This is a genomic window from Allobosea psychrotolerans, from assembly GCF_002917105.1.
Classification (GTDB): Bacteria; Pseudomonadota; Alphaproteobacteria; order Rhizobiales; family Beijerinckiaceae; genus Allobosea; species Allobosea psychrotolerans.
Map to the genome: position 1 here is coordinate 308,439 of NZ_PQFZ01000004.1, position 24,488 is coordinate 332,926.

Below are 24,488 nucleotides of genomic sequence, written 5' to 3' on the forward strand. Positions count from 1 at the left end.
AGGCGTTTGGCTGGCAGCGCGACAGAGGGCGCAGGCGCCTCTCTCGAAGCTTGCCGCATTCCCCGACGCAGGAAGCTGCCTTCCTGCGCGCGACGAAGAGTTCTGGACAATTCACCTGACTGCGACGTGATCTAGCGCAAAGAGGCGGCTAACGGTGTCAAAGAGCATCCTTCTCGAAGCCCACGCCCTGACCCTGAAGCAGGGCACGGGGATAGCCACCTATGCGCGCAATCTGGCCCATACGGCGAGCGGGCTCGGCCATGATGTCGAGCTGCTGATCGGCATCGACCGTGCGGTCAACCGTCGGAATCCTCTGCTGTCGGAGGTCGCCCTGAGCGATGTCGTCGATCCGAAAGCGATCGATCCGCTGCAATGGGCAGGTCGCGCGGTCGACTGGACGATCGGTGTCCCCGGCGGGGCGAAGGCGCAGCGATTGCCCGCGCCGCGCATCGTCCTCGATCCGAGCTCGGGCGCAGCCGCCGAAAGGCGGCATCCGATGCATGGCGCCGTGCGGCTATGGGAGCGGTCCTATCTGCATTTCAATCGCTTCGGCCGGCGCATGGCGGTCGTGCCTGAGGGGCGCCATGATCTGTTTCACGCGACGCGTCCGACGCCGGCTTTTGTAAAGAATTCAGCTAATGTCTATACTATACATGACATAGTTCCGTTGAGATTGCCTTATTCAACGCTCGATAATAAGAAATATTTTTATAATATGATCAAGCATATCGTCGCCAAGGCTGATCATATCGTTACGGTATCGGATTTTACGAGGCGGGATGTGCTTGAGTTTTTTGATGTTCCGGAGGATCGTATAACCAATACGTGGCAGTCCGTTTCACTGGACCCGGCCGCATTATCGATCTCGGATGACGATGCGGCGCGCGATATCGGCAATCGCTACGGGCTGGACTTCAAGGACTATTTTCTTTTCCTGGGAGCAGTCGAGCCGAAGAAGAACATTTCGCGCATGGTCGAGGCCTTCGCGGCTTCAGGGACGACCCGGCCCCTCGTGCTCGTGGGCGGGCTTGGCTGGCAATATGAGCGTGACCTTGAAGCGCTGAAGGACGAGCGCCTCCTGAGCTGGCGCTTCGATGGCACGCATATCAAGCCGGAGCGTCGCGTCCAGCGCTTGCCTTATGTTCCCCTGGCGTCGCTCCTGTCGCTGATCCGTGGTGCGCGGGCGGTGCTGTTCCCGTCATTATATGAGGGCTTCGGGCTGCCGGTTCTGGAAGCGATGCTGCTGGGGACGCCGACGATCACATCGAATACGAGCTCCCTGCCCGAGGTTGCCGGAGATGCTGCGCTGTTCGTCAACCCCTACAAGATCGAGGACATCCGCGATGCCATCAAGGCGATCGACGCGGATGCGGATCTGCGCGCCGAGCTGTCCAGCCGTGGGCGCAAACGCGCGGAGTTCTTTTCCTCCGAGCGCTACGCCGAGCGGATGAAGGCGGTCTATGATCGCGTGCTGGGATAGAGCAGCCGCCCGATCCGTCTGGCGTACAACGGATCTGAGGAGGATCCGCGCCATCGCAATCAAGTCAGATGCGGAACCGCCTTCTGAAATTGATCAGGTGCTGAATCAGCTCGCCCGACGGGCGCAGGGCGCGCCCCTTCTGCTCTTCCGCGACCCGGCGGGCGTTCGCGGTCTCGAATTCGAACGCTTTATAGAGATCGGCATATCGTTCGAGAAAGATGTCCTGGTCTTCCGAGCTCATCTCCGTGTACCGCAGCGCCTTGCCTTTGCTGAACTGCCCGATCGTTGTTTTGCTTTTGAATTTATTCAGAACCTTGTCGGCATCGACCTCCGCGCCGATATGGCTCGCGACGCCCGTTACAACCGACGCGCTGTCGTAGCAGATATCGTTGTATGTGAAGATCTTGACGCCCTCTATGTTCGCCCAGCTCTGGAAAATGCCGATCTGGATATCGAGGGCGTTCAGCGTGTCATCGACATGGACGAACTCGGAGAAGCGAGCGCTCTTCCATTGTCGCGAGCGGTGGCCGTGGTCGATCATCGACAATGCGATCTCGCGCGGATCTCGAATCGATGAACTCGCAAGAATATGCCCGGAGGCGATGAGCTCGGCGATTCCCGCCAGTGGCGGCCCATGTGTTTTCAGGACGACATCGCGTCCTTTCGCGAGCTCTCGGATTTGGCTCAGAAGATTGACATTGATGAAATTGAAGTAGTTTTCGACGGAGTCGCTCGTCCTGAGCGGCGGTCCAAGTCGTACGATTTTTCGACCGGCGGAACGAAAGGTTTCTTCCGTCAGCTGATAGAGGAAGGTGCTCGCTGATTTCGTGATGCCATAACAAATATATATCATTCAGGCGCTCATAGACCATTCCATTGCGATAGGAGCTTTGCTGTGCTCCGGCTCGAAGCGGTTTATCCGGATGAGGCTCGCTGCAACCCAAGGCGTTTCAGCAGGCGTCGCTGCTGCCAGGCAAAGAGCGGCCCGTAGAGGCTATGAAACCGCGCCAGGAATGCGATCGGCCCTGACAGGGTCAAGACGAACGCGCCCGTCTCCGCGCGGCTGATGATGCCTTCGGCCACCTGTTTGGCCGTCATCACCCCCGCTTTCTCCGAAACCAGGCGTGTCACCGGGGGGCGATTTCGCCTCTCGCGTTCGAGTTGCGGCGTCTCGGTATCGGGCGGGAAGGCGACGCTGACCACAATGCCCTCGGGTTCGAGTTCCAGGCGCAGGATCTCCGCCAGCGCTCGAACCGCGAATTTGCCTGGCGCGTAAGCGCTGTAGCCGGCAATGCCGAGGAAGGCTGCCCCCGACGACACCAGCGTGATCCTGCCGCCCGTCTGTCGCATCACGGGGGCTGCCGCCTGGACCAGATGGAGCGTGCCGAAATAATTGGTCTGCATCTGCGCCCGGTGGGCGGCGAGATCGAGATCGAGGAACATCCCCGGCTCGACGATGCCGGCCGAGGTGATGAGCCAGTCGATGCGCCCATGCCGATGCGTGACGGTCTCGATCGCCGCCTGACAGGATGCAGGGTCGTCGACATCGGTGGGGATGAGTTCGACGGAGGCCGCGAAATCCGGTCCGAGCCCCGCCCGGGCATCCTGGAGCCTGTCCATGTCGCGCGCGAGCAGCACGACCTGGTAGCCTCGCGTCAGGAGACAATGGGCGCAGGCCAGGCCTATTCCGCTCGACCCGCCGGAGATGACGGCGACCTTCACCCCTGGAGTTGCGGGCATCGGACCTCCTCCGGCCGGGCGGGCAAGAGCCATCGATTATGCGATCGGTCCGATGGAATCATCCAGAGATTACCGCTGATCAAGATGCTTCAGGATGGTCGGTCCGATCCGGGCCTTGAGCTGCGCGATATCGGCGAGCGGGGCGTCGTCCGGGCCGAGGATGAAGGGCATGCCGGCAGATCCCATCGTCACATGAGGCGGGCGGTCGGACGCCGCATCACGCGCGCCGGCAGCCCGCCATTGGGGCGAAGCGTCAGCCGGCAGACCGGCTCGACCTTGTAGCCTTCGCGCGGGGTCACGGTGAAGCGTTGCGCCAATATGGCCAGGCAGAGCGTGGCTTCGTCCTGGCCGAAATTCATGCCCGGGCAGATCCGCGGCCCGACCGCGAAGGGGATGAAGGCGAAGGGGTTGATACTGGCGCCCTCGAGAAACCGCTCCGGCAGGAAATGGTTCGGCTTGTCCCAGAGATCGACCGCGCGGTGCAGCAGCCAGGGCGCGATCATGATCAGCGCCGATTTCTCGACGGCGATATGGCCGATCCTGTCGGCCTCGATCGCTTGTCTCGGCAGCAGCGGCACGGGCGGGTAGAGGCGCAAGGCCTCCTGTATGACCGCGCGGCACCAGCCTAGCTGCGGCAGGTCCGACAATGTCGGCGGGCGGCTGCCGCAAACCGCCTCGATTTCCTCATGGAGCTTTTGCGCCACCCATGGCGCGTTCGCCAGGAGGTACCAGGCCCAGGTCAGCGTCGTCGCGGTCGTCTCATGCCCTGCCATGAAGATCGTCGCCGCCTCGTTGCGCAGGGCGGTGACGTCCAGCGGGGCGGCAGTGCTTCGCTGGTTGCGGCGGATCAGCAGATCGACCATCGAGCCCGCATCGCCTTCGCCGGCGAGATGGGCGTTGACGACGCTCTCGACCACGCCGTGCACCATCGCGATCGCCCGGCGTCGTCTTCTGCCGCCAAGGGCGGGCCAGCCTTCATCAGCGCCGAGGAAATAGCCGAGATTGAATGAATCGGCGGCGCGTTGGTAAGTGCTGAAGCCGTCGACGACCTGTTGCGCCGCCTCGCGGGCGATGCTCTTGCCGAAGACCGCGCGGGATATGATGGCCGCCGTGAGGCGCCCCATCTCTTCGGTCAGCTCGACTTCCGTCCCCTCCGGCAGACGGGCCCATTCATCGGCGACGGAGAGGGCGGCATCCTCCATCGTCTGGCCGAATTCCGGCAGGCGGCGCTTGTGGACGATGTCCGCGACAAGGGGGCGGCGCTTCTTCCAGACATCGCCGTCGCTGATGAAGAGACCGTCCCCCAGCAAGGCTTCGAGCGCCCGCCGCATCTGCGGGCTCTTCCGCTCGAAATTGGCGTGTCGCGTGACGAGGACGTATTTGATGTGTTCGGGCGAGTTGACGACGACGATCTGCCGGCGCGCGATACGGAAGCTGTCGATTCCGGAGCGATAATGGTCAGCCATCCACCCGCCGATCAGATTATGGCGCGCGCCGAGCACGATCTGAACGAAATTGGGATCTTTCCGCAACGGCTGCGGATGGCAGGGAACGAACTCACCGGGGCTGCGCCGCTCGACGATCGGCGCCGGCCGATAGAGCCATGACGTGGCCTTGTTCCAGAATGCGCCCGGCTTCGACAGGGGGCCCGCTGCGGCCAGGCCGCTGGCTGAATCGGAGGCGGGGGGACGATCGTGCATGTAAGCCCGATAATTGCAGGGGCGATCCTTGAACGCCAACGATTCCGCGTTAAGACACGATGCGCAGCCTGTCCACAGGCATGGCGGTGACACCGTTTTTCGAGCGTCGCCACCAGCCCATCCGTTCGGGCCGTGACCGCGAACTATGCCTCCTCACCAGCGCCTTGGATCCTCCAGCTTGACCGTCATGCCGAGAACCTCGCCGCCCGCATCGGCCCGCAGACAGGAGCGACCAGGCGCTCTCCGGAGCAGGGAGGCGATGACCCATCTCGACGCGCTGGAAGCTGAATCGATTCACATCATGCGCGAGGTCGCGGCCGAGTTCCGCAAGCCGGTGATGCTCTATTCCATCGGCAAGGATTCGTCTGTCATGCTGCATCTCGCGGCAAAGGCCTTCCACCCCTCGAGGCCGCCTTTTCCCCTCCTGCATGTCGATACCGGCTGGAAGTTCCGCGAGATGATCGCCTTCCGCGACGCAGCCGCGAAGCGGGCGGATATGGAGCTCCTGGTCGCGCTCAATCGGGAAGGGCGCGATGCCGGCGTGACGCCGTTCAGCCACAGCTCCTCCGTCTACACCAACATCATGAAGACCGATGCCCTGAAGCAGGCGCTGACCCAGCACGGCTTCGACGCGGCCTTCGGCGGCGCCAGGCGCGACGAGGAAAAGAGCCGCGCGAAGGAAAGGATCTTCTCGTTCCGGACGCAACATCACGGCTGGGAGCCCAAGAACCAGCGGCCGGAACTCTGGAACCTCTATAATACGCGGATCGACAAGGGCGAATCGATCCGGGTCTTCCCGCTCTCGAACTGGACCGAGCTCGACATCTGGCAATACATCATGCGGGAGAGCATCCCGATCGTGCCGCTCTACTTCGCGGCGGAGCGGCCGGTCGTCGAGCGCGGCGGCCAGCTCATCATGGTCGATGACGAGCGCCTGCCACTGCTGCCGGGCGAGCAGCCGCAGCTTCGCAGCATCCGCTTCCGGACGCTCGGCTGCTATCCGTTGACGGCGGCGATGCCGTCCTGCGCCACCACGCTTCCAGAGATCGTGCAGGAGATGCTGGTCGCGCGCACCTCCGAGCGTTCGGGCCGGCTGATCGACCACGATCAGGCCGGATCGATGGAGAAGAAGAAGCGCGAGGGCTATTTCTGATGTACGAGCCCGCCTTTCCCGTCGCTGCGCCGCCGCTGCCCCACCCGACCCAGCTCAAGGACCTGCTGCGTTTTCTGACATGCGGCTCGGTCGATGACGGCAAGTCGACACTGATCGGGAGGCTGCTCTACGACACCAAGCTGCTCTTCGACGATCAAGTGGCGACGCTCGAGCGCGAGTCGAAGTCAGGCAGCGGCGCGGGGGCGGAGATCGATTTCTCCCTGCTCGTAGACGGGCTGGAGGCGGAGCGCGAGCAGGGCATCACGATCGATGTCGCCTATCGCTTCTTCTCGACGGCCAAGCGAAAATTCATCGTGGCCGACACGCCGGGCCATGAGCAATACACACGCAACATGGCGACCGGCGCATCCAATGCCGATCTTGCGATTATTCTCGTCGATGCCCGAAAGGGCGTGCTGACGCAGACGCGCCGGCACTCCTTCATCGCATCCCTGCTCGGGATCCGGCATGTCGTCCTGGCGGTCAACAAGATCGATCTCGTCGGCTATTCCCAGTCGCGTTTCGACGAGATCGTCGCGGATTACGAGGCGTTCGCCCGTGACCTCTCCTTCGAGACGGTCAAGCCCATCCCGGTTTCGGCCAGGCTCGGCGACAATGTGATCGGCCGAGGCGCCAATCTCGATTGGTATGCCGGCCCGAGCCTGCTCGGATATCTCGAAGCCGTCGACATCGCACGCGAGGCGCGCCATCACCCGTTCCGCCTGCCCGTTCAATGGGTCAACCGGCCGAATATGGACTTCCGCGGCTATAGCGGCACGATCGCGAGCGGCAGCGTTGCGGTGGGTGATGAGGTCGTCGCCTCCCTGTCGGGGCGCACATCCACGATCCGCTCGATCTCGACCTATGACGGCGATCTTCAAGAGGCCCAGGCCGGCCAGGCCGTGACGATCACCTTCGACGACGAGATCGACGTGTCGCGCGGCGATGTGCTGAGCGACGCGGATCAGCGGCCTGATGTCGCCGACCAGTTCGCGGCACATCTCATCTGGATGCATGACGACCATCTCATTCCGGGGCGTCCCTATCTGCTGAAGATCGGCACCAAGACCGTCCTCTGCAGCGTCACCGAGATCAAATACAAGGTCGATGCCGACAGCTTCCAGCACCTCGCCGCAAAGGACCTCGGCCTGAACGAGATCGGCGTCGTCAACATCTCGACCCGCGAGCCGGTCGCGTTCGACTCTTACGCCGAGAACCGGACGACCGGCGGCTTCATCCTGATCGACCGTGTCGGCAATCACTCGGTCGGCGCCGGCATGGTCGACTTCGCGCTGCGGCGCGCGACCAATATCCATTGGCAGCCCGTCGATATCGACAAGCAGCGGCGCGCCCAGGCCAAGAGCCAGCGGCCGGTCGTTCTATGGTTCACCGGCTTGTCGGGTTCAGGCAAGTCGACGATCGCCAATCTGGTCGAGCAGCGCCTCTTCGCGCTGGGCTGCCACACATATCTCCTCGACGGCGACAATGTCCGCCACGGGCTCAATCGCGATCTCGGCTTCACGGAGGTCGACCGCGTCGAGAATATTCGCCGGGTGGCCGAGACGGCCAAACTCTTCGTCGATGCCGGATTGATCGTGCTCGCCTCCTTCATCTCGCCTTTCCGCGCCGAACGCCGGATGGCGCGCGAGTGCCTGGAACCCGGCGAATTCATCGAGATATTCGTGGACGCGCCGCTGTCGGTGGCGGAGGGGCGCGATCCCAAGGGGCTCTACAAACGGGCCCGCGCCGGGCAGATCAAGAACTTCACCGGGATCGACAGCCCCTATGAACCGCCCGAAGAACCCGAAATCCACCTCGATACGGACAGGGTTGCAATCGAGCGCTCGGCGGAGCTGATCATCGATTTCCTGAAGAAGGGTCGCTACCTCAAACCGGGCTGACGAAACGTCGCATCGGTCGGTGCGAGGCCACCGTTCCAGGGGCCAGGCGGCTACCGGGTGCGGAGCGCGGCGCGGACGCGCCCGACACCGCGCAGCACACGAATATGGAAGGCCATGGTGGCGAGCTTTCGCCTGGCTTCCGGCGTCATCGGCTTGTCCGATAGCGAACGCAGTGTTCGCAGGGCTCCATCATAGTCCCCGCTGTCCTGCTGCGCCGCGGCGAAGCGCAGTTGAACCGCAGCGACGTTGGGAGCCAGCTCCGCCGCCTTGTGGTGAGCCACCAGCGCCTCCTCGTGCTTTTGCAGCTTCGAGAGCAGATAGCCGAGGGAATGCCAGCCAAGATTCCTGTCGGGGGCGATTTCGGCCGCTCTCCGCGCGATCGCCACTGCAACCTCATTGCGTTTTGCTCGGTGCGCCGCATGGGAGAGTGCAATCAGGTAATGCTGTGATTGCTTCCGCCTTGTCCGCGCACGGCGCCCAAGCGCTGTCAGGTCAGCCGAGCCCCGAATCACCTCAAGGACCAGCTCCGCAAGAAGCCCGCATTCCGATAGATGGGCAGCCATGGCATGCCCCGCATGAGGCAATGCCAGCCTCTCCACGACCATTTCACGTGCGATATGTTCTGCATGCAGTCGTTCGGATGTCATGGCGGGATCGTAGGCCAACACGACAGGCACTTTCGCCGACAGGGCCCCCGATAACTCGGGCAGCCACTTTTCACGCCTCTGCTCGGGCCAGCGATCTTCGAACGGCGCCTTGCGAGGGTCACGGCTATATTGCGGGGAGAGAGCCAGCGCGGTCGATGCCCCGATATGATCTGCGAAGCGCAGCGCGGCATAGGCCCCCATGCTCGAGCCATAGGTGACGAGGCGAGCATAGCCGGACGCGGCCTTGCGAACCGCGTCGATCGCCTCCCTCCAGTCGGGCTCGTGATACCAGCGGTTCCTGCCGTTCACGACATGGATGGCCGAGATCCGGTTTTGGGCGAAGAACTCTTCGCCGAAGGCGCGGCGCTCAAGATCGGCGGTGTCGGTATAGGAGTCGAACGTCACGACGCAGGCCGCGCTCGCGCGATGCGCGACCTTCACCAACAGGTGCTCTGAGCGATAGACGACCGATAGCAATTTCAGCCCTTGTGGGACGTTCCAGTCCGGCTTCATGAAACACCCAATCTCGGTGTCCATGAAGCTGGCAGCAGCCCAGATCGCTAATTCTTAGACTGGATGGAGTCACCGGCCTCTTCGATAGCCTGCGTCTCTGAATTCCTTTTCTGGGTCGCGCCCAGGAGCGCATCGACCGGATCGCCGCCGCGGAAGCCGGCTTGCGCCAGAATCTCGTCGATGATCGGTTTCTGTGCGCCGAAGCTGAGCAGCTGGCTGCTGAGGTCGGAGATCGGGCTCTGGCCGCTCTGCCCCGGCGAACTGTTGTTCATCGCACCCAGAAGGTTGCCCGCGCTGAAGATTTTGATGTCCGAGATTTTCTCGATTGGCTTCATCGCCTGTTCGAGCGCCTCGGGGATGATCGCGATGCGCTGCTTCGTGAGTTCGAAATCGACCATCTGCGGCGACAATGCGTTGCGGGCCTCATTCAGGGCACGTTCGCGCTTGGCCTCGGCCTCGCCGAGCTCGATGATGCCGCCGGCCTTGATCTTGTTGGCGTCGGCCTCGGCGGTCGCCTGCGTGAGCAGCGCCTTTGCGAGGTTGTCGGCGGCTTCGCGCTCGGCCTGGGCGTTCACCGTGACGCGGGTGGCGTCGCGCTCGGCCTCGCGGCGGGCGTCGATGACCGCGATCTGCTTGGCGCGCTCGGCGATCTCGACGGCGCGGGCGGTCTCGACCTGCTCCTCGGCCGTGACGGCGTCGGCCTTGGCGGATTCAGCCTTCGCCTTGGCCTGCGACTCTGCCTCGCTTTTCTCGGCGATGGCGATGGCGGCGTCGATCCGCGCCGTTTCCGTCGCCCGCTTCGCCAGAGCCTCGCTCTGGGCGATGCCTTTCTCGGCCTCGATCCGTGCCGTGGCCGTCGCCTGCTTGGCCTCGGCCTCGCTCTTGGCGATGCCGCGCTCGGCGTCGAGGCGCGCGGTCTCTTCCGAGAGCCGGGCCGTCTGTTCGGCCCGCGCCTTCTCGGCGCGCGTCTCGGCGGTCTTGTTGGCGATGTCGCGTTCCTGGCTGAGCTCGGCGTCGCGCTGCTCGCGCTGGATCGTCAGGCGCTGCAGGGCGGCCTCGCGGTCCTTGGCCGCGATCGTGACCTCGGTCTCGCGGACGACGTCGTTGCGTTCGCGCCGGCGCGTCTCGGTGATCCGGGTCAGCGCGGTCAGGCCCTCGGCGTCGAAGGTGTTGTTCTCGTTGAAATGCTTGATGTCGGTCTGGTCGAGCCGCGTCAGCGAGACGGTTTCGAGCTCCAGCCCGTTCGATTGCAGGTCGGCAGCGACGGCCTCCTGCACCGATTTGACGAAGTCGGCGCGTTTCTCCTGGAGGTCTTTCAGCGTCATCGTGGCCGCGACCGAGCGCAGCGCGTCGACGAACTTGGCCTCGACGAGTTTGCGCAGCAGGTCGGCATCGTTGGTACGGTCGCCCAGCGTCTGGGCGGCGAGCGCGATGTTCTCCTCGTCGGGCTTCACCCGGACATAGAATTCGGCGGTGATGTCGGCCCGCATCCGGTCGGCCGTGATCAGGGATTCTGCCTCCGAGCGCTGGACTTCGAGGCGAAGCGTGCTGAGCTGGACCCAGGCATAGGAGTGAAAAATCGGCAAGATCAGCGAGCCGCCGTCGAGCACGACGCGCTTGCCGCCGAGCCCGGTGCGGACATAGGCCTTGTCGCGGGTCGAGCGCCGGTAGAGCGCAGCCATCGCCACGCCGATGCCGACGATGAGGGCGACCGCCGTGCCGGCGATGGTGAGGATGGAGACGTAGTTCATGACTGTGTCGCCCCGGGTTTCAATGAATTGTCCGCGCCGAGCTCCATCGGCGCGGGAATAGCTTCGAAGAGACCGCCCGTTCCATCGACGATGAGCACGACTGCACCCAGCGCGATGATATGCGACCCGGCAGCCTTCGTTCGCAGGAGATGGACATTGCCATGGGCGTCCCTGACGCGAACCCGGCCGGGCATGCCCTGATCGAGCGGGCCGAGCACGACGGTTCCGGTCAGCCCGATGAACTCGGCCTGGCTGACGACGGAGGTTTCCTCACGGGGAATGATGCGAGCCGTCCAGCGCGACAATGTCCGCGTTGCGGGAGTGGCCAGCACCAGCGCGCCGAGGCTCGCAACGAGCGTCGGCAGCATCGCAAAGACAGCCTGCGCAATGCCCTGGATGGCGAAGCCGGCGATGGCGAAGCAGGCCAGCCATATCATGATCAGAACCAGCAGCGGGACGCCGCCGGCGTTGAGCCACGACATCCACGCCCCCAGCGGGCCATGCTCGGCATGCCCATCGATCGCGTGTCCGGACAAGCCGTGATCGACGAACGCGGAAACCGACATCCCGACGAGCATCGCGACGAGCTCGACGGCGACGAGGCCGACGAGGATCAGCGCCGCGATCGCGAAGGGATAAGTGCCGGCTCCCGCGAGCGCGTCCATCAGCCTCGGCTTCCCTTATAGCTGTCGAGGCGGTCCTGTATCGCCTTCTCGCGCTGCAGGCGAGCCAGTTCCTCGACCTCGGAGGCGCCGGTCGCCGGGCGGCCGGGGACGCCGGTAACACGCGAGATGGCGTCGAGCGATCGGGCCAGACGGTGCTCATTGCGGACCGAGGCGCTTTCGCCCTCGAGTGCGCTGGCTGCGCCCTTGCTCTTCTTGAGCGCGCTCAGGCGAGCGACGGCGTCCTGCCGTGCCGAAGCGACGGCCTGGAGCGCCTTGCCAGCCTCCTCGATCCGGTCGGAGACCTCGGCCAGCGCGGTTTCAAGGGCTGAACGCTGCGCCTCCAGATCGATCTGCAGGCCGACGACCGGCTTGACCAGATCTTCGCGGCCGCTGGCGAGCCCGGTTTCGATCTTGCCGGCAAGATCGTCGATCTCGTCGTTGATTTCGGCGATCTTGGCCTTGATGCGATGCTCCTCGGCGCGTGCTTTGCCGGCGCTCACCCGGGCTTCCTCGGCAACGGCGTCGATCTCGCGGATCGACTGCTCGACGGTGGCGGTCGCGTTTGCGCCTTCGAGCGTGTCGGCCGCGCCATGGGCGAGGCCTGCGATGACGCGTCCGATGCGCGATAGGATTCCTTCGGTGGCCATATTGGTCTCCTTGGGTCTGGTGGCGGTGGCGATGCCGACGAGGATCAGCGTCTTGCCATCCTTGAGGACGAGGCGGGCTTCGGCGTGGTCGAACCAGCCCGGTTCGTAACCGGCTACGGCATAGGGGATCAGCCTACGCCCCTCGACGGTGGAAAGGCTGAGATGCGTCGGGCTCTTGATTGCGTAGAGACGTCCGTCCAGCGGTAAGTCGTCGATTGCGGCGCCTGATCCCTGGCGGTTGGCATGGTCGCGCAGGCCCAGTGTGACGAGCCGCGCCGGCAGACGGGTCTTCTCCCGGATCGGCGCATAGGCCTGTTCATGCAGTGCAACGAGGTTGGAGCTTGCCCCGCGTTCGCGCCCGATTTCGTCGAGCAAGCCCATCATCACGCCGTAGTCGTCGAGCGTGGCGCGGATAGCGCGATCGTCCTCGGGTGAGGGCGACAGCGTGTAGCTCATGGTCGATTGGAAGCGTCCGCTCATCCCAAAGACATAAAGCACGTCATTTGTGCTTTCAAGGGTCGCCGCTAAAATAACTGCCGTTAGGTTAGATCGCGCGCGCGCTCAGGGTCTTCGGCGATTTCAAAGGGATTAAGCTGACGCAGTGAGAGGGGGGCGAATTGGCTATTTTGCCAGCCCCTGCAATTTGGCGCGAAGCGCGACATAGTCGACCTTCGACCTGTGGCGCCTGTCGAGAGGGATCTCGTCCATCCCGACCACACGGACGTCCCCGATCTGTGCTGCGGCTCGCGTCCAGACCGGCATCTTGTCCTGATCGCCCTCGACCGCGAGCTGCGCCCGCCCGCCGATCTCCACGAGCGCACTGCGGCGCACGCCCGGCCAGAAGCGGGAGGCGGCCTCGATGCCGAAGGGCAGCAGCTGTCCGGCGCGGCCATCGAGCCGGCCACAGAGCCAAAGGCGGCCCTTTGCATCCAGATGGCCGGAATCGCCCGTCCGATGCCAGACCTGGCCGGCGCGCTTCAGCTTGGTCGAGGCATCGTCGGCCGGGTCGAGATAGCCCTTGTTGACGTGATCGCCGGTGACCACGATCTCATCGTCCAGGATCGCGAGCTGGACGGCGTCGACCGGGCACCCCGCGAGCAGGCCTGCGCCTGATTTCATCGCGCTCCAATCGTTGGGACCGATATCGCGGTGGTGTAGATGGGCGATCGGTTCGGCCTCGGTCGAGCCGTAGACGGCCACGATCCCGGCTTCGGGGATTTTTGCCGAGAGGCGCTCCAGGAGGTCGGGAAACACCGGTCCGCCGCCTGTGAAGACCGCGTCCAGCCTCAGCGGCGCATCGGCGCGCGCCAGCGTTTCGCAGATCGACGGCGGCAGCAGGGCGCGCGTCACCCCTTGGGTCGAGATCTGCTCGGCGATGAGGCTGGCCTCAGCGCGGTCCTGGCGCCGCAGGTTCCAGCTTGGCAGCACCGAGGTCACGCCGAGGCCGAGATTGGCGACGACGAAGACCGGGAAGGCGACGAGGTCGGTCTCGTCCTCACGCTTCGGCGCCAGCAGATCGGCCAGCACGGCGCTCTGCGCCGCAAGGAAGCCATGGCTGCGCTGGATCGCCTTGGGGCGGCCGGTCGAGCCGCTGGTGAACGAGATCAGGGCCGGATGCTCGGGCGTCAGCGCTTCCAGCGGTTCGCCCGAAACTCTTGCATCGTCGGGCGTCAGCATGAGCCTGATCGGCCAGAGCTCCGGCACGAGATATCGCAGCGCGCGAAACCAGCCGGAGCTCAGATAGGCTTTTGGGGCGGTCGCGCGCGCGGCGTGACGCAAGCCGGCGAGGCCAAGCGCCGGCTCCGGCAGCACCGCCACCGCGCCGATCCGCCAGAGCGCGGCCAGGCCTGCATAGAGCGAAGGTCCGAGCGGCATGGCGATCAGGACGCGGTCACCCCGGCCGATGCCGGCGCGGCGCCAGGTCGAGGCCAGCGCCGACGATGCCCCGATGAGGTCGGCGAAGCTGGTCCGCTCGCCGTTTCCCGCCACGATCGCGCTGCGGTCGCCATGCTGCTCGGCATTCCGCAGGAAAGGCTCGAGCAGGTTCATGCGCTCAAGCGTCCAACAGGCGGCCGAGCAGGGCGTAGCGGCGGAAGACCGTGCCGGCGTGCCGGGCGCTGCGCTCCAGCGAGACGTTATCGACATGCATCAGCGCATGGATGGCCTGCGTGAATCCAGCCTCGCGCGCAGAGCGGTGGAAATGGTCGGCCAGGAGATGACCGACGCCGCGCTGGGCGCTGGCATAGGTCTTCAGGATGATGGTCCTGGGCGCCGCGCCCTCGAGCCGGTCGGGCATGCCGAACAGGAAGCCGATCAAGGCGCCCGCTTCGTTGCGCGCAAACAGCACGAAGCGCGGATCGACCAGCGGCATGACGGGCTCATAGAGCTTGAGGAAGCCGTCCTCGGCGAGCGGCTTGAAGAAGGCGTTGTTGCGGAAGGCGGCGGCCGACATGGCGTAGAGCTGGCGCACAAGCCCGGCAGCGTCGCTGCCGTCCCACGGCTTCACCGAAACACCCGCGATCGAGACCGCCTCGGGTGCGATCGCCGCATCCAGCGTCGTCCGCGTCGAGACATAGCCCGACAGCGGCGCGAAGCCCGCCGTCGTGAAGGCTTCCGCGTCGAAGGCGCCGCTGACCGGCTCCATCAGGAAGGGCGGCGAGCCGTCGCTCTCCGTCACCAGCCGGTAGCTGTGCCAGGTGTCGCCATCCATGGGGCCGATCAGCGCCTCAAAGCCCTCAGTCGCCAGATCGGCCGCGGCGCGGGCGAGCAGATCGCGGCCCGCCATGGCGCTGTCGCAGCGGAAACGGCCGATGCTGGCCGTGCGGCGCCCCTCCCAGGAGGGCGCGTCCCTGAAGATCAGGCAGGAGGCACCCTCGATCGCGCATTCCATGGGGGTTTCCGTCATAGCGTCGGCGTCCTCGTCGCAAGCTTGGCCAGGAACAGGGTCAGCGGCACGGCGAGCGAGAGCGCCATCACGCGTGCGGCGCGGTAGCGGTCGAACCGGGCCGGCAAGGTCGCGATCGTGATGAAGCACAGCGCCATCGACCCCAGTGCCCAGGGCCAGAGCGGGCCGTGCCATTGGCTATGGGCCGGATTGGCCGAGGCGACGAGGAACAGGATCGCGCCGATTGCGGGGACGCCGACCGCGCTCAGCAGCATCAGCCGGCGCGGCAGCAATGCGAGGAACCCGATCGCCGCGCCCGCGAAGCCGAGATTATAGGCGTTGAGCGCGTTCTGGCCGGTATAGTCGCCCAGGAACAGCCAGAACAGCGCCGTTCCGCTCAACGCGGCGATGAGGTCGAGGTCGGGATAGGGCGATCGGCATGGCCGCGTATTGCGGGCGAGGATATGCGTGAAGACGGCTGCGACGGGCAGGATCGCGTTGTGCGGCGCCGTCACCGAGCAGATCAGGAAGACCAGCACGGCATAGGCCCGCGCGGCATGGTTGGTCAGACCGAGCAGCGGCGCGAAGGCCAACATGAAGACAAGCGTGGCGAGGAAAGCCAGGACGAGCAGGCCCAGCGCCAGCGGCTCGGTGCCGAGATTATTGGCGAGCAGGAGATGGATGCCGATCGGCACGAAGAGATTGTCGAAGCCGCGCCAGGAATCGGCCTCCACCAGCGCCCCAAATGCCGCGATCATGACCGAGAAGAGCACGACCTTGGATCGGTCCATCTCCGTCATCAGCAGGAGCAGGATCAGCGCCAGGATCCAGGTGACCAGGAAGAACATGGTGACGCCCTCCCAGGTCTTGGTCCCGGCCTCGACCTGGAAATGCTTGCGGCCATAGCGCGTGCCGGTGAGCGCGGCGGCCGCGTCCGAAAGCGTCAGCACGAGGATCGGCAGCGCGTAGAGCACCGGCTGCCCCTGCGAGGCGAAGAACAGGAAGCCGACGCTGAGCGCCAGGAACAGCTCGCCATAGGATTTCCGGGCGACGCCATGGACGGCGGAGCTGATGCCGTCGCCGGCGAAACGGCGCAGGCGCAAGCCGAGCAGGACGATGAGCGACAGGCCGATCAGCAGGACGGCCGGCCAGCGCTCGGAGAAGGTGAGCGGCAGCGTCAGCGCATAGAGCCCGGTGCCGATATGCACGCATTTGCGCTGCAGCTCGACCGACAGGCCATGGCGGCGGCCGAGCCATTTCACCCCGGCCAGGAGGCCGAGCATGGCGGAGATCGAGCCCGCGACCAGCAGCAGGTTCACCGCCACGCTCACGCCCGAACCTCCTCGACGACGAAGTCGGAGTAGAAGAACGCCTTGTCGGCCGCCTTGCCCGAGGCCTCGAGGTCCTGCCGGCGCAGCATGCGCTCGGCATGGGCCGGCGGCAGGCGGCGCGGCGCCATCATGTTCCAGTAGACCAGCCTCGCGCCCGGATGGGCGGCAGCGACGACGCTGCCATAGACGGTCTCGAAAACCTGCGGATTCATGTACTCGAAAATATCCGAGAGGTTGAAGCCGTCGGCCTTTTCGCCGGTCGAGACGAAGGCCTCGAGCGAGCCCTGGCGGATGTCGAGCCGGTCGAGCCGGCCGCGGATCGTCTCGTAATGCTCCGCTCGCCAGGCCATCGGCAGCGCCTCGCCATGGCTCCCGGTCAGGATCCAGCGCAGATAGGGGTTCAGGGCCGGGTCGAGATCGACCGCGGCGTGGCGGATGCGGCGGGCGACATGGTCGGCGACGCTGCCCTCGACATGGTCGAAGAAGGCGGGGTCGCGGCCGAGCCGCCCCATGGTGAAGCGCGAGAAGAAGCCGCGCAGCAGCAGGTTCCAGCGCCAGCTGTTCCAGCGCGTATCGAGGAAGCGCTCGCGTTCCTGGCGGCTCTTGCCCGGCTGGAAGATCGCAGCGATCGTCTCGCGGGAATGGACGAGCGGCAGCAGGTAGCGCTGCATCACCCGGAAATAGCGCTCGAACTTGCCGACGCCGCCCAGACCGTGGGCGACGACGTCCGGCCGCCTTGCAGCCCAGAACGCGTGTTCCGCTTCCGGCAGGTCTTGCGTGACACGGTCCAGCAGGTCGCCGCGTCGATCGCTCGGGCGCGAGCCCATCAGTTCCAGAAACGCGGCATGATCCAGCCTGCGATAGGCCGCGATGCGGATGCGCAGGCAGGCGATCTGCGCCGGCGACAGGTCGACGACCACGACGCGCGCCGGGTCGAGCGTCAGCATGGCGAGCGCGTTGTCGCCGGCCGAGCAGATCGAGACCAGCGTGGCGCCGGGCGATGTGCCGAGCGCGGCGGTCAGCACATCGGCATCCTCCCAGAGCTGAGCATAGCGGATCGCCTCGAAGGAGGCCTTGCCGGCGATTTCGCTCTCAGCCATCGGCCTTCCCCACCTCGCCCGAAGCGCCATCGACGCTGATCATCTCGCCATCGACGATCCAGTCGAGCGCGCCCTTGAGCCCGACCACGCAGGGGATGCCCATCTCGCGCGCCACGATCGCCGAATGCGACAGCAGGCTGCCGCGCTCGACGACGATGGCCGAGGCATTGCTGAACACGGCGATCCAGCCGGGATCGGTGTGCCGCGCCACCAGAATCTCGCCCTGGACAAGCGCTTCGCGGCGCGGGTCGCGGATCAATCGTGCCCTGGCGCGCACCGTGCCGGCCGAACAGCCCGTGCCCTTGCGGACAGTCTCCGATGCATCGGTGCGTATCGGCTCCGAGGCGGCCTCGCCGTCCGCTCTGAGGCCGGCGGGGCCGGTCACGGTGACACGCTCCGGCGGATCGCGTCGCTCAGTCGCCCGCGCCATCTCGGCCTTGCGGATCGTGACGAGACCCTTGAGGTCGGCCGTCGTGCCGAAGCCTTCGATCGCGCCGAGCAGTTCGGGGACGGTCAGCAGGAAGACGTCGCGCGGCGCCTCGATCGCATCCAGCGCGGCGAGCTGTTGCCCCATGGCGACCAGCACGCGCCTGGCATGGCCGAAGATGCGGGTGCGCTCGAAGCGCAGGTTTTCGCGGTCGCGGACCCGGTCGCGTGCCCAGCCCAGCATCAGGCGTGCGATCCTGCGCCGGATCGGGCGATCCTTCAGGATGCGCTCCAGCGCCGCCATGCCATCGCCGCTCTGGGCATGGGCTGCGCGCGGCGTCAGGGCGGCAGCGGCGATTGCTGCGAGCAGCGGCGCGGGGTCCTGGTCGAGCGTGATGCTCTCCAGCTTCAGCTCTTCCGTGCAACGGTCGGAGAATTTGGCGAGATAGGCATCGATCTCGCGCCCCAGAGCAGCATCGGCCTTGCTGGCCGTCAGATCGCCACGCTGCAAGGCGGCGATCAGTTGCGACTTGCCTGCAGCCAGCGCACCCATGGTCGCGATGCGCCGGGCCGGTTCAGCCGAGACGATGTCGCCCTGTCCGATCATGACCGCGTTGTGGATCTCGACGCCGTCGGGCCCGCACCAGCGCTCCAGCAGCTTTCGCGAGGCCCCGAAGGCGATCATGCAGAGGAAATCGTTGACCAGCGGCGCGTCCCAGCGGTCGAGCAGCCGGGCCTCGATCGTGCGATACTCTGTCGCCAGCGCCGAGAGCGGCATGGCTGCGATGGTCTCGGGCTTGACCCGCAGCGCGCCGTTGAGCCTGGCATAGAAGCCCCTGATCGTCCGTTTCAGCCGCAGCGCCTCGACGGCGAGGCCCAGGCCCGCGCGGCCCATCCGGGCGTATTCGGCCGCTTTGGCAAAGCCGCGCACTGGGCCCGGTCCGATGCTGGCGCTGATCGCGGCCGGCAACGGCTCGCTCACGCCCATCATCGTCTCCATATGGGCGCGGTTGAGGCTGAAGCCCGGCAGCAAGGCCAGCGCGCGATACCAGTTGACGAGGTTGTAATAGACCCGCCCGTCCACCCGTCCGAGCATGTTGTCGAAGATCGGTGCGCTCTCGGCTATTCGCACGGGCGAGACGCCGAGCAGCGCGACGAAGCGCCGGTAGACGCGGGCATAGGCGTATTGCGCGAAGCTGTAGGTCAAAGGCGAGACGAGGCCCGGATAGCTCTCGACGATATTCGAATTGTCGAAGATCGTCACAGCCGGGTCCGGCAAGGCCGGGTCCCGCAGCTGGGTCGTGATCGGGCGCGCCTGCAGCAGGAAGAGCCGCTCGCCCTCGAACGCCCATTCGATGTCCTGGGCCGAGCCTCTCGCGGTGGCGACCCGTGCGATCAGCCCGGCGAGCGCGGCGATGTCCGCGCTGCCGAGCACGCCGTCCCGGGGCCCCTCCAGCATGGTGCCGGTCGCAGCGTCGACCACATAGTCGTCGCCATCCGCCTCGCCGCCGACGAGCTTGTCGCCGAGGCCGGCGATGGCGGAGATGACGAAGCGATCGCGCCGGCCGCCGACCGGATCGGCGGAGAAGGCGACGCCGGCCGCGCGCGCCTTGACCAGGCGCTGCACGATGATGGCGGGCGCGCCGCCCTCCGGATCGAGGCCGCGCGAGGCGCGGTAGGCCTTCAGGCTGTCGGTGCTGCCCGAGCGCCAGACCTTCAGCGCGGCGGCCGCGACTTCGGGCTCGGCCATGTCGAGCAGGGAGAGGAACTGCCCGGCGTGGGAATGGCTCGCGCCATCCTCCTCGCGTCCCGACGAGCGAACGGCGAACGGGCCGGGTCCAATACCCGGCAATGCGGCCTGGAGCCCCTTGCGTGTCTCCGCCTTGAGGCCGCGCGCGGACGCGCCTTCGGGCAGGATCACCAGGAAGGGCGGAACGTCGAAACCCGCCTGCGTCAGCGCCGAAAGCGCTGCGGCCTTGCCGCCGGCGACAGCCGGATCGCCTGCCTCATGCGCCTGAAGGATGAAGCTGCTCACATCCTGCCTCCGGCCAGCAGCGGCGCGAAGCCCGCCGCGCCATAACAGACCAGCACCCAAAGGCCGGCCATCGCATCCACCGTCTTCTGCGTGCCGCCAACGGGGTTGCGGGCATAGCGAAGGGCGCAGGCCAGCGTCGCCACGAGTGCGACCGTGCCGACGACGGCGACGGGCAGGAAGGCCTGGACCGCATGGCCGACGCCGAGCAGGAGCCCATAGGCCAGGAGCGCGCAGGCGCTCCAGGCCAGGGCGGCGCGTCCGGGGCCCAGCAGGGCGGAATAGGTCTCCACGCCCGGTCGCTCATTCCCACGACCATAGAGCTTGCGGCCGATCTCCAGGACGCAGCCATTGACGAAGCTGAGCGCCAGGAAGAGCCAGAGCCCCGGCGGCGGCGCACCGGCGCGTGGCAGCCATTCGCAGGCGGTCACGAACAGGTCGATCAGCGGCATGATCGCCATATGCGAGACGAGATAGAGGAAGGGCCGCGCCTTCAGCCAGTCTGGCGCGAAGAACTCGAAACTCATCATCGCAAGCCAGGCCCAGACGAGAGCCAGCGGCCAGATCAGCGCTGGCGCAAACAGCACCGTCACCAACGCCGCGACGGGGACACCGGCGATGCCGAGATTGACGATCAGGCGCAGGCTGACGAGGCCGCGCGGCACCGGGCGTTCCGGCCTGAAGCGGCGATCATCCTCGGCATCCTTGACCTCGTCGCAGGCGCGCAGCTGGAAGAAGATGATCAAGGTCACCAGAAAGGCTGTCGCGAAGGCCGGCCAGGCGGGCAGCGTGCGCCCGCCGAGATGGGCGGAGACACTGATGCTCGCCGCGGTGAAGACCACGAGCAGGAGCGAGGTCCTCGCCAGCGGGAAGCGCTCGGCCTGGTAGATCCAGAGCCGGTGCAGCAGGGGCAGCGTCTGCTCGCCCGATAGGCCGGCGCTCACCTGCGCCTCGCAAGCTTGTCATGGGCGGAGGCGAAATGCCCGGCCGTGATCGCACCCATGATCGAGATCTCCCCGCACAGGCACAAAGCCGCTGCGACCTCCGCCAGCGCCGCGCCGTGGCCGGTGCCCTTCAGTCCCAGCAGCGAGAGCGCCGCCGACTGGCTCGGCAAGCCGGTGCCGCCGCCGACCGAACCGACCAGGATGTTGGGCAGCGTGACGGAGATGAAGAGATCTGCGCCGCGCCGCTCCATCCGGGTGAAGCCGACGGCCGACTCGGAGACGCAGGCGGCGTCCTGCCCCGTCGCGATGTAGAAGGCTGCCAGCCCGTTGGCATAGTGCCCCTGCGCGCCGAGTTGCCCGCTGAGCAGGGCGCCGAGATTGGCCATCTCGCCATAGGCCATCATCCGGTCGACGCTGACATGCAGGTGCTTCTCGACGAGCGGGCCTGGAATGATGACGCTGGCGCTGACCTTCCGCCCGCGGCCGGTGAGCAGGCCGAGATAGGAGGCCTTCTTGTCGCCGGAGAAATTGGCCTCGATGAACCAGTGCAAGGGCTTGATGGGGCAGGTTTGCTCGATCCGGCGGCAGAGCGCGTCTGTGGCGATCGTCACCATGTTCTGGCCGGCGGCATCGCCGGTGGTGTAGCGGCAGAGCAGAAAGACGATGTCGTTGTCGATCATCGGCTCGAGCGAGATGAGCTTGCCGTGACGCGTCGTCGCCTCCGCCGCCGCCTGGAGATCGTCGACATTGCGCGTCACCCATTCCACGAACAGGCCGGCATCGACGAGACCGGCGAACTTGAAGCCGGGGCTGCGCAGGACGCCCTCGTTCAACAGAGCCGTCGTCACGCCGCCCGACTTTGTCGCGACCGCCGCACCACGCGCATAGGAGGCAACCAGCGCCGCTTCCGTGGTGGCCAGCGGCAGGTAGTAGGCGCCGTTGGCGTTGAGGCCGTTGATCACGAGCGGACCGATGACACCCACCGGCAGCTTCAGCGTCCCGATCATCGCCTCGATATTCGCGCTGTAACGCGCGGCGTCAGCGAGCGTCTGCGTGTCCGCCAGAACGGGCTCAGCGGCTTCGGTCGCGACACCGACCGCGTGGAGCTGCCGCCAGAGCGAGGCGATGCTGGCAGCATCGGTCTCGCGCGCTGAGCGCAGGGACCGCTGGGGCGCCAGGTCCACCTTATGGCTCATGCGGCTGCGCGCTTGCTCGGCCGTATAGGACGCGCGCAGACGGTCGAGCAGACGTAAGACCGAAGATGGGATGATCGACATGCCTGAAAGCGCCCGGCTGGAGACGTAGTCTTGTCGGCCATAGCGCGCAGCTTGTAAATTTCCGACCTGTCGTTGCGGCAGGATGCCGGCATGCTGAAGACTTCCTCAACCGCAAAGCCGCATCGGACACATGGCGCCATCGGCTAGAGGCCGCCGATCTCATGGCAGAGCCCCAGCGGCGCTCCCGGCCCGCCACCGTGACAAAGGCTGGAAAGCTCCAACCTCCGGCGGCGCGGAAAAGGGGACCAGATCGAGTCGACCATGCCGGTCGAAGCCGGGCCGCTCAAAGGGGGCAGGCAATGGACGCAAGCCCGTGGCGTCAAAGGTACCAGCTATTTCAAAGGGGATTTGCTGGTGCTGCGGGAGAGAATTGAATTCAAAATAAGTATTGTAAATCAATTATTTAAGGAAATTATTTCGGTAGTGTAGTGGGTGGATTTCGCGGCGGCCGATCTGTTGATGAGCGCATCAGTATCTTGACTCGCGGTCAGATCATGTTCCTATTTTGTTCTCATTCGCGAGGAGTGGGAGATGTCAGCCAAGCCAGCCGAAATTGAGGATGGTCGCGACGCGATCGAGTGGGAACTGATCGAGCTGGTCGAGGAACACGGCAGCGAGCGGCAGGCTCTGCGGGCGCTCCTGCACGACTTCCATGCGCTGCTTGCCGACGCCGACAAAGCAGTGCCGCGGGGCTTCCTACGCGCGGTGTTCTCTGAGGGGGCAAGGGCGCCTCGCGATGACGTTGGCGACGATCAGTGATGGTCCAGAGATCGAAGCGCTCACTCGATACGGGCAAGATCGAGGAAATGCAGCGCGAGGTAAAGGCGTTCGAACACAAGGTGCGGACATGGGCAGCGGAGGTGCCGATTGGCAGCGCGGTCTATCTCGGGTTGGATCCGCTCAACCACTCACTTGGCCTGATGACGCGCATCCTGAATGGCGAAAAGGATGGCCGGGGCTTTGAGCGGCGCTATGGTGAGGGCGGGATTGAGTGAGCAGCGCTGACAGCGCTCCGTGTAATACTGCTTCTACTGCATGACATCGCCACGTTTCAGCTTGCGAATCATTTTTTCTTGGCCGCGGTGATGTGATCCCGCAGCATTCGCGGAATTCTCTCATGATTTCCAAGTCTTAGGGTACGCTCTATAGCCTATCCGCGTGACGCCCTCAGCCTACCAGATGTCGTGTCCACAGGGTTTGCGCGACCCTAATCCTTGACGGAAAGCGCTATCCGGGACTAGATATCAACCGTCGCGTGACGACGGCGGAAACGCCTATCGACACCCGCAAAAGAGTTTCCAGACGGATCGAGGCGAATCTAGCGGTGCACTCCGGAGACGGTGACGCCGGGAAGTCGCTCGCGTTTTTTCTGGTCGCAACCGGACGAAGCGAGGCGGGACACAACGCCGAGGCGTCCACGGGGCATCAAACCGAGTTGGGCTGACATCAGGAGCCGGTGATCAACCGGCCACGTGAGGCATTCGTGTCCGCGGCACGTTCTGAGAGACATCCGTCCATGATGAAGACGCCAAGTCGCGGTCGAGTTGCAGGTCCACAGGGTAGGGTTCCTAAATCTAGGAAGCCGGCTGTTCCTCGCGTCTCGAATCCTAACCTCGCTCTATCCAGCATCATCAATACGCTCCGCAACAACCGCGGCTCCAGTGATGCATACAGTAGGGGATCGCTGCATATTAACGACCAGCAAAGCGGGCAAGAAGTCCGTCTCGAATGGGAGAGCGGTATCCCTGAACGTTGGTGGCAGGGGCTGTATCGCGTAATTTCCGTTCAGATCAAGGCGAGCATCAAGGGGCGGATTAGTCTCTGATACTGGGTTACCCGAGGATGTCATGAGGCCCGCCGATCTGCACCGGCGGGCCTCATGGCGTAAATCGCCCGCTGTGCTGCGTCACGCCCGGATGCTCACGAGCGCCTTGAAGCACGTGTCGCGAAAGGCGTTTTACGCCCGCTCGCGCATCGCTTGGATCGGTGATCGCGATGCGAATGAGATCGTGTCTCCCAAGATGTCAGCGAATTCCCTTAATTCGGCCTCATCGGCAGTCGCCGACGCCATGTCCAGAATTTCAACATCGACGGGATGCGGGTGGCGCCCGCGCTTGGTGGTCACGATGACCGCCAACTCGCGAACCTTACGGTGCACGGTCGTCATGCTGCCGCCGGCGGCCTGACATAGGCGTGGTCCCGAAAGCGCGTATCGCGCCCCTTTTTGCGGTAATGGAATGGGCATAAGTGCCCGAAATCAAGCGATATTTGCGATTTCAAGGGGTTAAAGCCCGGAG

Annotated in this window: 21 protein-coding genes; 6 read left to right on the plus strand and 15 right to left on the minus strand. The window is 65.3% G+C overall.

Annotation, left to right across the window (positions count from 1 at the left end; genetic code table 11):
• The first annotated feature begins 154 nt into the window (after nucleotides 1-154).
• Nucleotides 155-1,480, plus strand: a complete 1,326-nt coding sequence (locus CYD53_RS09530; RefSeq protein WP_103717826.1) for a glycosyltransferase family 4 protein — start codon at nucleotides 155-157, stop codon at nucleotides 1,478-1,480.
• 64 nt (nucleotides 1,481-1,544) lie between these two features.
• On the opposite strand, the gene CYD53_RS09535 is transcribed toward CYD53_RS09530, so the two are convergent.
• The 3 genes from CYD53_RS09535 to CYD53_RS09545 form a co-directional block, all read right to left on the minus strand.
• Nucleotides 1,545-2,333, minus strand: coding sequence for a hypothetical protein (locus tag CYD53_RS09535; protein ID WP_103717827.1), 789 nt, complete (start codon nucleotides 2,331-2,333; stop codon nucleotides 1,545-1,547).
• Nucleotides 2,334-2,395: 62 nt separating this feature from the next.
• On the minus strand, nucleotides 2,396-3,220 hold the full coding sequence (locus CYD53_RS09540; protein ID WP_181011777.1) for an SDR family oxidoreductase: 825 nt from the start codon (nucleotides 3,218-3,220) through the stop codon (nucleotides 2,396-2,398).
• 188 nt (nucleotides 3,221-3,408) lie between these two features.
• Nucleotides 3,409-4,920, minus strand: coding sequence for a cytochrome P450 (locus CYD53_RS09545; protein ID WP_245928159.1), 1,512 nt, complete (start codon nucleotides 4,918-4,920; stop codon nucleotides 3,409-3,411).
• Between the two features lie 259 nt (nucleotides 4,921-5,179).
• Here CYD53_RS09545 and cysD point away from each other — a divergent pair, with 259 nt between their 5' ends.
• A complete protein-coding gene (gene cysD, locus CYD53_RS09550) occupies nucleotides 5,180-6,073 on the plus strand; it encodes a sulfate adenylyltransferase subunit CysD (RefSeq protein WP_245928160.1) in 894 nt (297 codons plus the stop codon).
• Nucleotides 6,073-7,974 (plus strand): sulfate adenylyltransferase subunit CysN, encoded by a 1,902-nt coding sequence (gene cysN, locus CYD53_RS09555; protein ID WP_103717829.1) that lies wholly within the window; start codon nucleotides 6,073-6,075, stop codon nucleotides 7,972-7,974. Before cysD ends, cysN begins: the two co-directional genes overlap by 1 nt.
• 50 nt (nucleotides 7,975-8,024) lie before the next feature.
• Here the strand turns inward: cysN and CYD53_RS09560 are convergent, their stop codons facing one another.
• The 11 genes from CYD53_RS09560 to CYD53_RS09610 all read right to left on the minus strand — a co-directional run bounded on the left by CYD53_RS09560 (nucleotide 8,025) and on the right by CYD53_RS09610 (nucleotide 22,191).
• Complete coding sequence (locus CYD53_RS09560; protein ID WP_146055867.1) at nucleotides 8,025-9,158, minus strand: tetratricopeptide repeat protein; 1,134 nt, start codon at nucleotides 9,156-9,158, stop codon at nucleotides 8,025-8,027.
• Nucleotides 9,159-9,181: 23 nt separating this feature from the next.
• Complete coding sequence (locus CYD53_RS09565; RefSeq protein ID WP_103717831.1) at nucleotides 9,182-10,885, minus strand: flotillin family protein; 1,704 nt, start codon at nucleotides 10,883-10,885, stop codon at nucleotides 9,182-9,184.
• Nucleotides 10,882-11,550: an OB-fold-containig protein gene (locus tag CYD53_RS09570; RefSeq protein ID WP_103717832.1), complete on the minus strand. Its 669-nt coding sequence runs from the start codon at nucleotides 11,548-11,550 to the stop codon at nucleotides 10,882-10,884. The genes CYD53_RS09565 and CYD53_RS09570 overlap by 4 nt, the downstream gene beginning before the upstream one ends.
• The gene (locus tag CYD53_RS09575; protein ID WP_103717833.1) at nucleotides 11,550-12,677 is read right to left on the minus strand and encodes a PspA/IM30 family protein; all 1,128 of its coding nucleotides are present in this window, start codon (nucleotides 12,675-12,677) and stop codon (nucleotides 11,550-11,552) included. The genes CYD53_RS09570 and CYD53_RS09575 overlap by 1 nt, the downstream gene beginning before the upstream one ends.
• A 141-nt stretch (nucleotides 12,678-12,818) precedes the next feature.
• Nucleotides 12,819-14,246 carry an AMP-binding protein gene (locus CYD53_RS09580; protein WP_181011778.1) on the minus strand — a complete coding sequence of 476 codons (1,428 nt, stop codon included), beginning with the start codon at nucleotides 14,244-14,246 and terminating at the stop codon, nucleotides 12,819-12,821.
• Nucleotides 14,247-14,250: 4 nt separating this feature from the next.
• On the minus strand, nucleotides 14,251-15,102 hold the full coding sequence (locus tag CYD53_RS09585) for a hypothetical protein (protein WP_146055868.1): 852 nt from the start codon (nucleotides 15,100-15,102) through the stop codon (nucleotides 14,251-14,253).
• Nucleotides 15,099-16,412, minus strand: coding sequence for a diacylglycerol/polyprenol kinase family protein (locus CYD53_RS09590; RefSeq protein WP_103717836.1), 1,314 nt, complete (start codon nucleotides 16,410-16,412; stop codon nucleotides 15,099-15,101). The genes CYD53_RS09585 and CYD53_RS09590 overlap by 4 nt, the downstream gene beginning before the upstream one ends.
• A complete protein-coding gene (locus CYD53_RS09595) occupies nucleotides 16,409-17,512 on the minus strand; it encodes a BtaA family protein (RefSeq protein WP_103717837.1) in 1,104 nt (367 codons plus the stop codon). Before CYD53_RS09595 ends, CYD53_RS09590 begins: the two co-directional genes overlap by 4 nt.
• The gene (locus CYD53_RS09600; protein ID WP_181011779.1) at nucleotides 17,505-19,973 is read right to left on the minus strand and encodes a PEP/pyruvate-binding domain-containing protein; all 2,469 of its coding nucleotides are present in this window, start codon (nucleotides 19,971-19,973) and stop codon (nucleotides 17,505-17,507) included. The genes CYD53_RS09595 and CYD53_RS09600 overlap by 8 nt, the downstream gene beginning before the upstream one ends.
• Nucleotides 19,970-20,914 carry a UbiA family prenyltransferase gene (locus CYD53_RS09605; protein WP_210202316.1) on the minus strand — a complete coding sequence of 315 codons (945 nt, stop codon included), beginning with the start codon at nucleotides 20,912-20,914 and terminating at the stop codon, nucleotides 19,970-19,972. Before CYD53_RS09605 ends, CYD53_RS09600 begins: the two co-directional genes overlap by 4 nt.
• Entirely contained in the window at nucleotides 20,911-22,191 is a 1,281-nt protein-coding gene (locus CYD53_RS09610; RefSeq protein WP_103717839.1) for a hydroxymethylglutaryl-CoA reductase, read from the minus strand. Before CYD53_RS09610 ends, CYD53_RS09605 begins: the two co-directional genes overlap by 4 nt.
• Nucleotides 22,192-22,452: 261 nt before the next feature.
• On the opposite strand from CYD53_RS09610, the gene CYD53_RS30200 reads away from it, so the two are divergent.
• The 3 genes from CYD53_RS30200 to CYD53_RS09620 all read left to right on the plus strand — a co-directional run bounded on the left by CYD53_RS30200 (nucleotide 22,453) and on the right by CYD53_RS09620 (nucleotide 23,186).
• Complete coding sequence (locus CYD53_RS30200; protein ID WP_181011780.1) at nucleotides 22,453-22,620, plus strand: hypothetical protein; 168 nt, start codon at nucleotides 22,453-22,455, stop codon at nucleotides 22,618-22,620.
• 102 nt (nucleotides 22,621-22,722) lie between these two features.
• Nucleotides 22,723-22,950 (plus strand): hypothetical protein, encoded by a 228-nt coding sequence (locus tag CYD53_RS09615; RefSeq protein WP_103717840.1) that lies wholly within the window; start codon nucleotides 22,723-22,725, stop codon nucleotides 22,948-22,950.
• Complete coding sequence (locus CYD53_RS09620) at nucleotides 22,950-23,186, plus strand: hypothetical protein (RefSeq protein WP_103717841.1); 237 nt, start codon at nucleotides 22,950-22,952, stop codon at nucleotides 23,184-23,186. The genes CYD53_RS09615 and CYD53_RS09620 overlap by 1 nt, the downstream gene beginning before the upstream one ends.
• Before the next feature lie 962 nt (nucleotides 23,187-24,148).
• Here the strand turns inward: CYD53_RS09620 and CYD53_RS09625 are convergent.
• Nucleotides 24,149-24,358, minus strand: a complete 210-nt coding sequence (locus CYD53_RS09625) for a hypothetical protein (RefSeq protein WP_103717842.1) — start codon at nucleotides 24,356-24,358, stop codon at nucleotides 24,149-24,151.
• Between the last annotated feature and the right edge of the window lie 130 nt (nucleotides 24,359-24,488).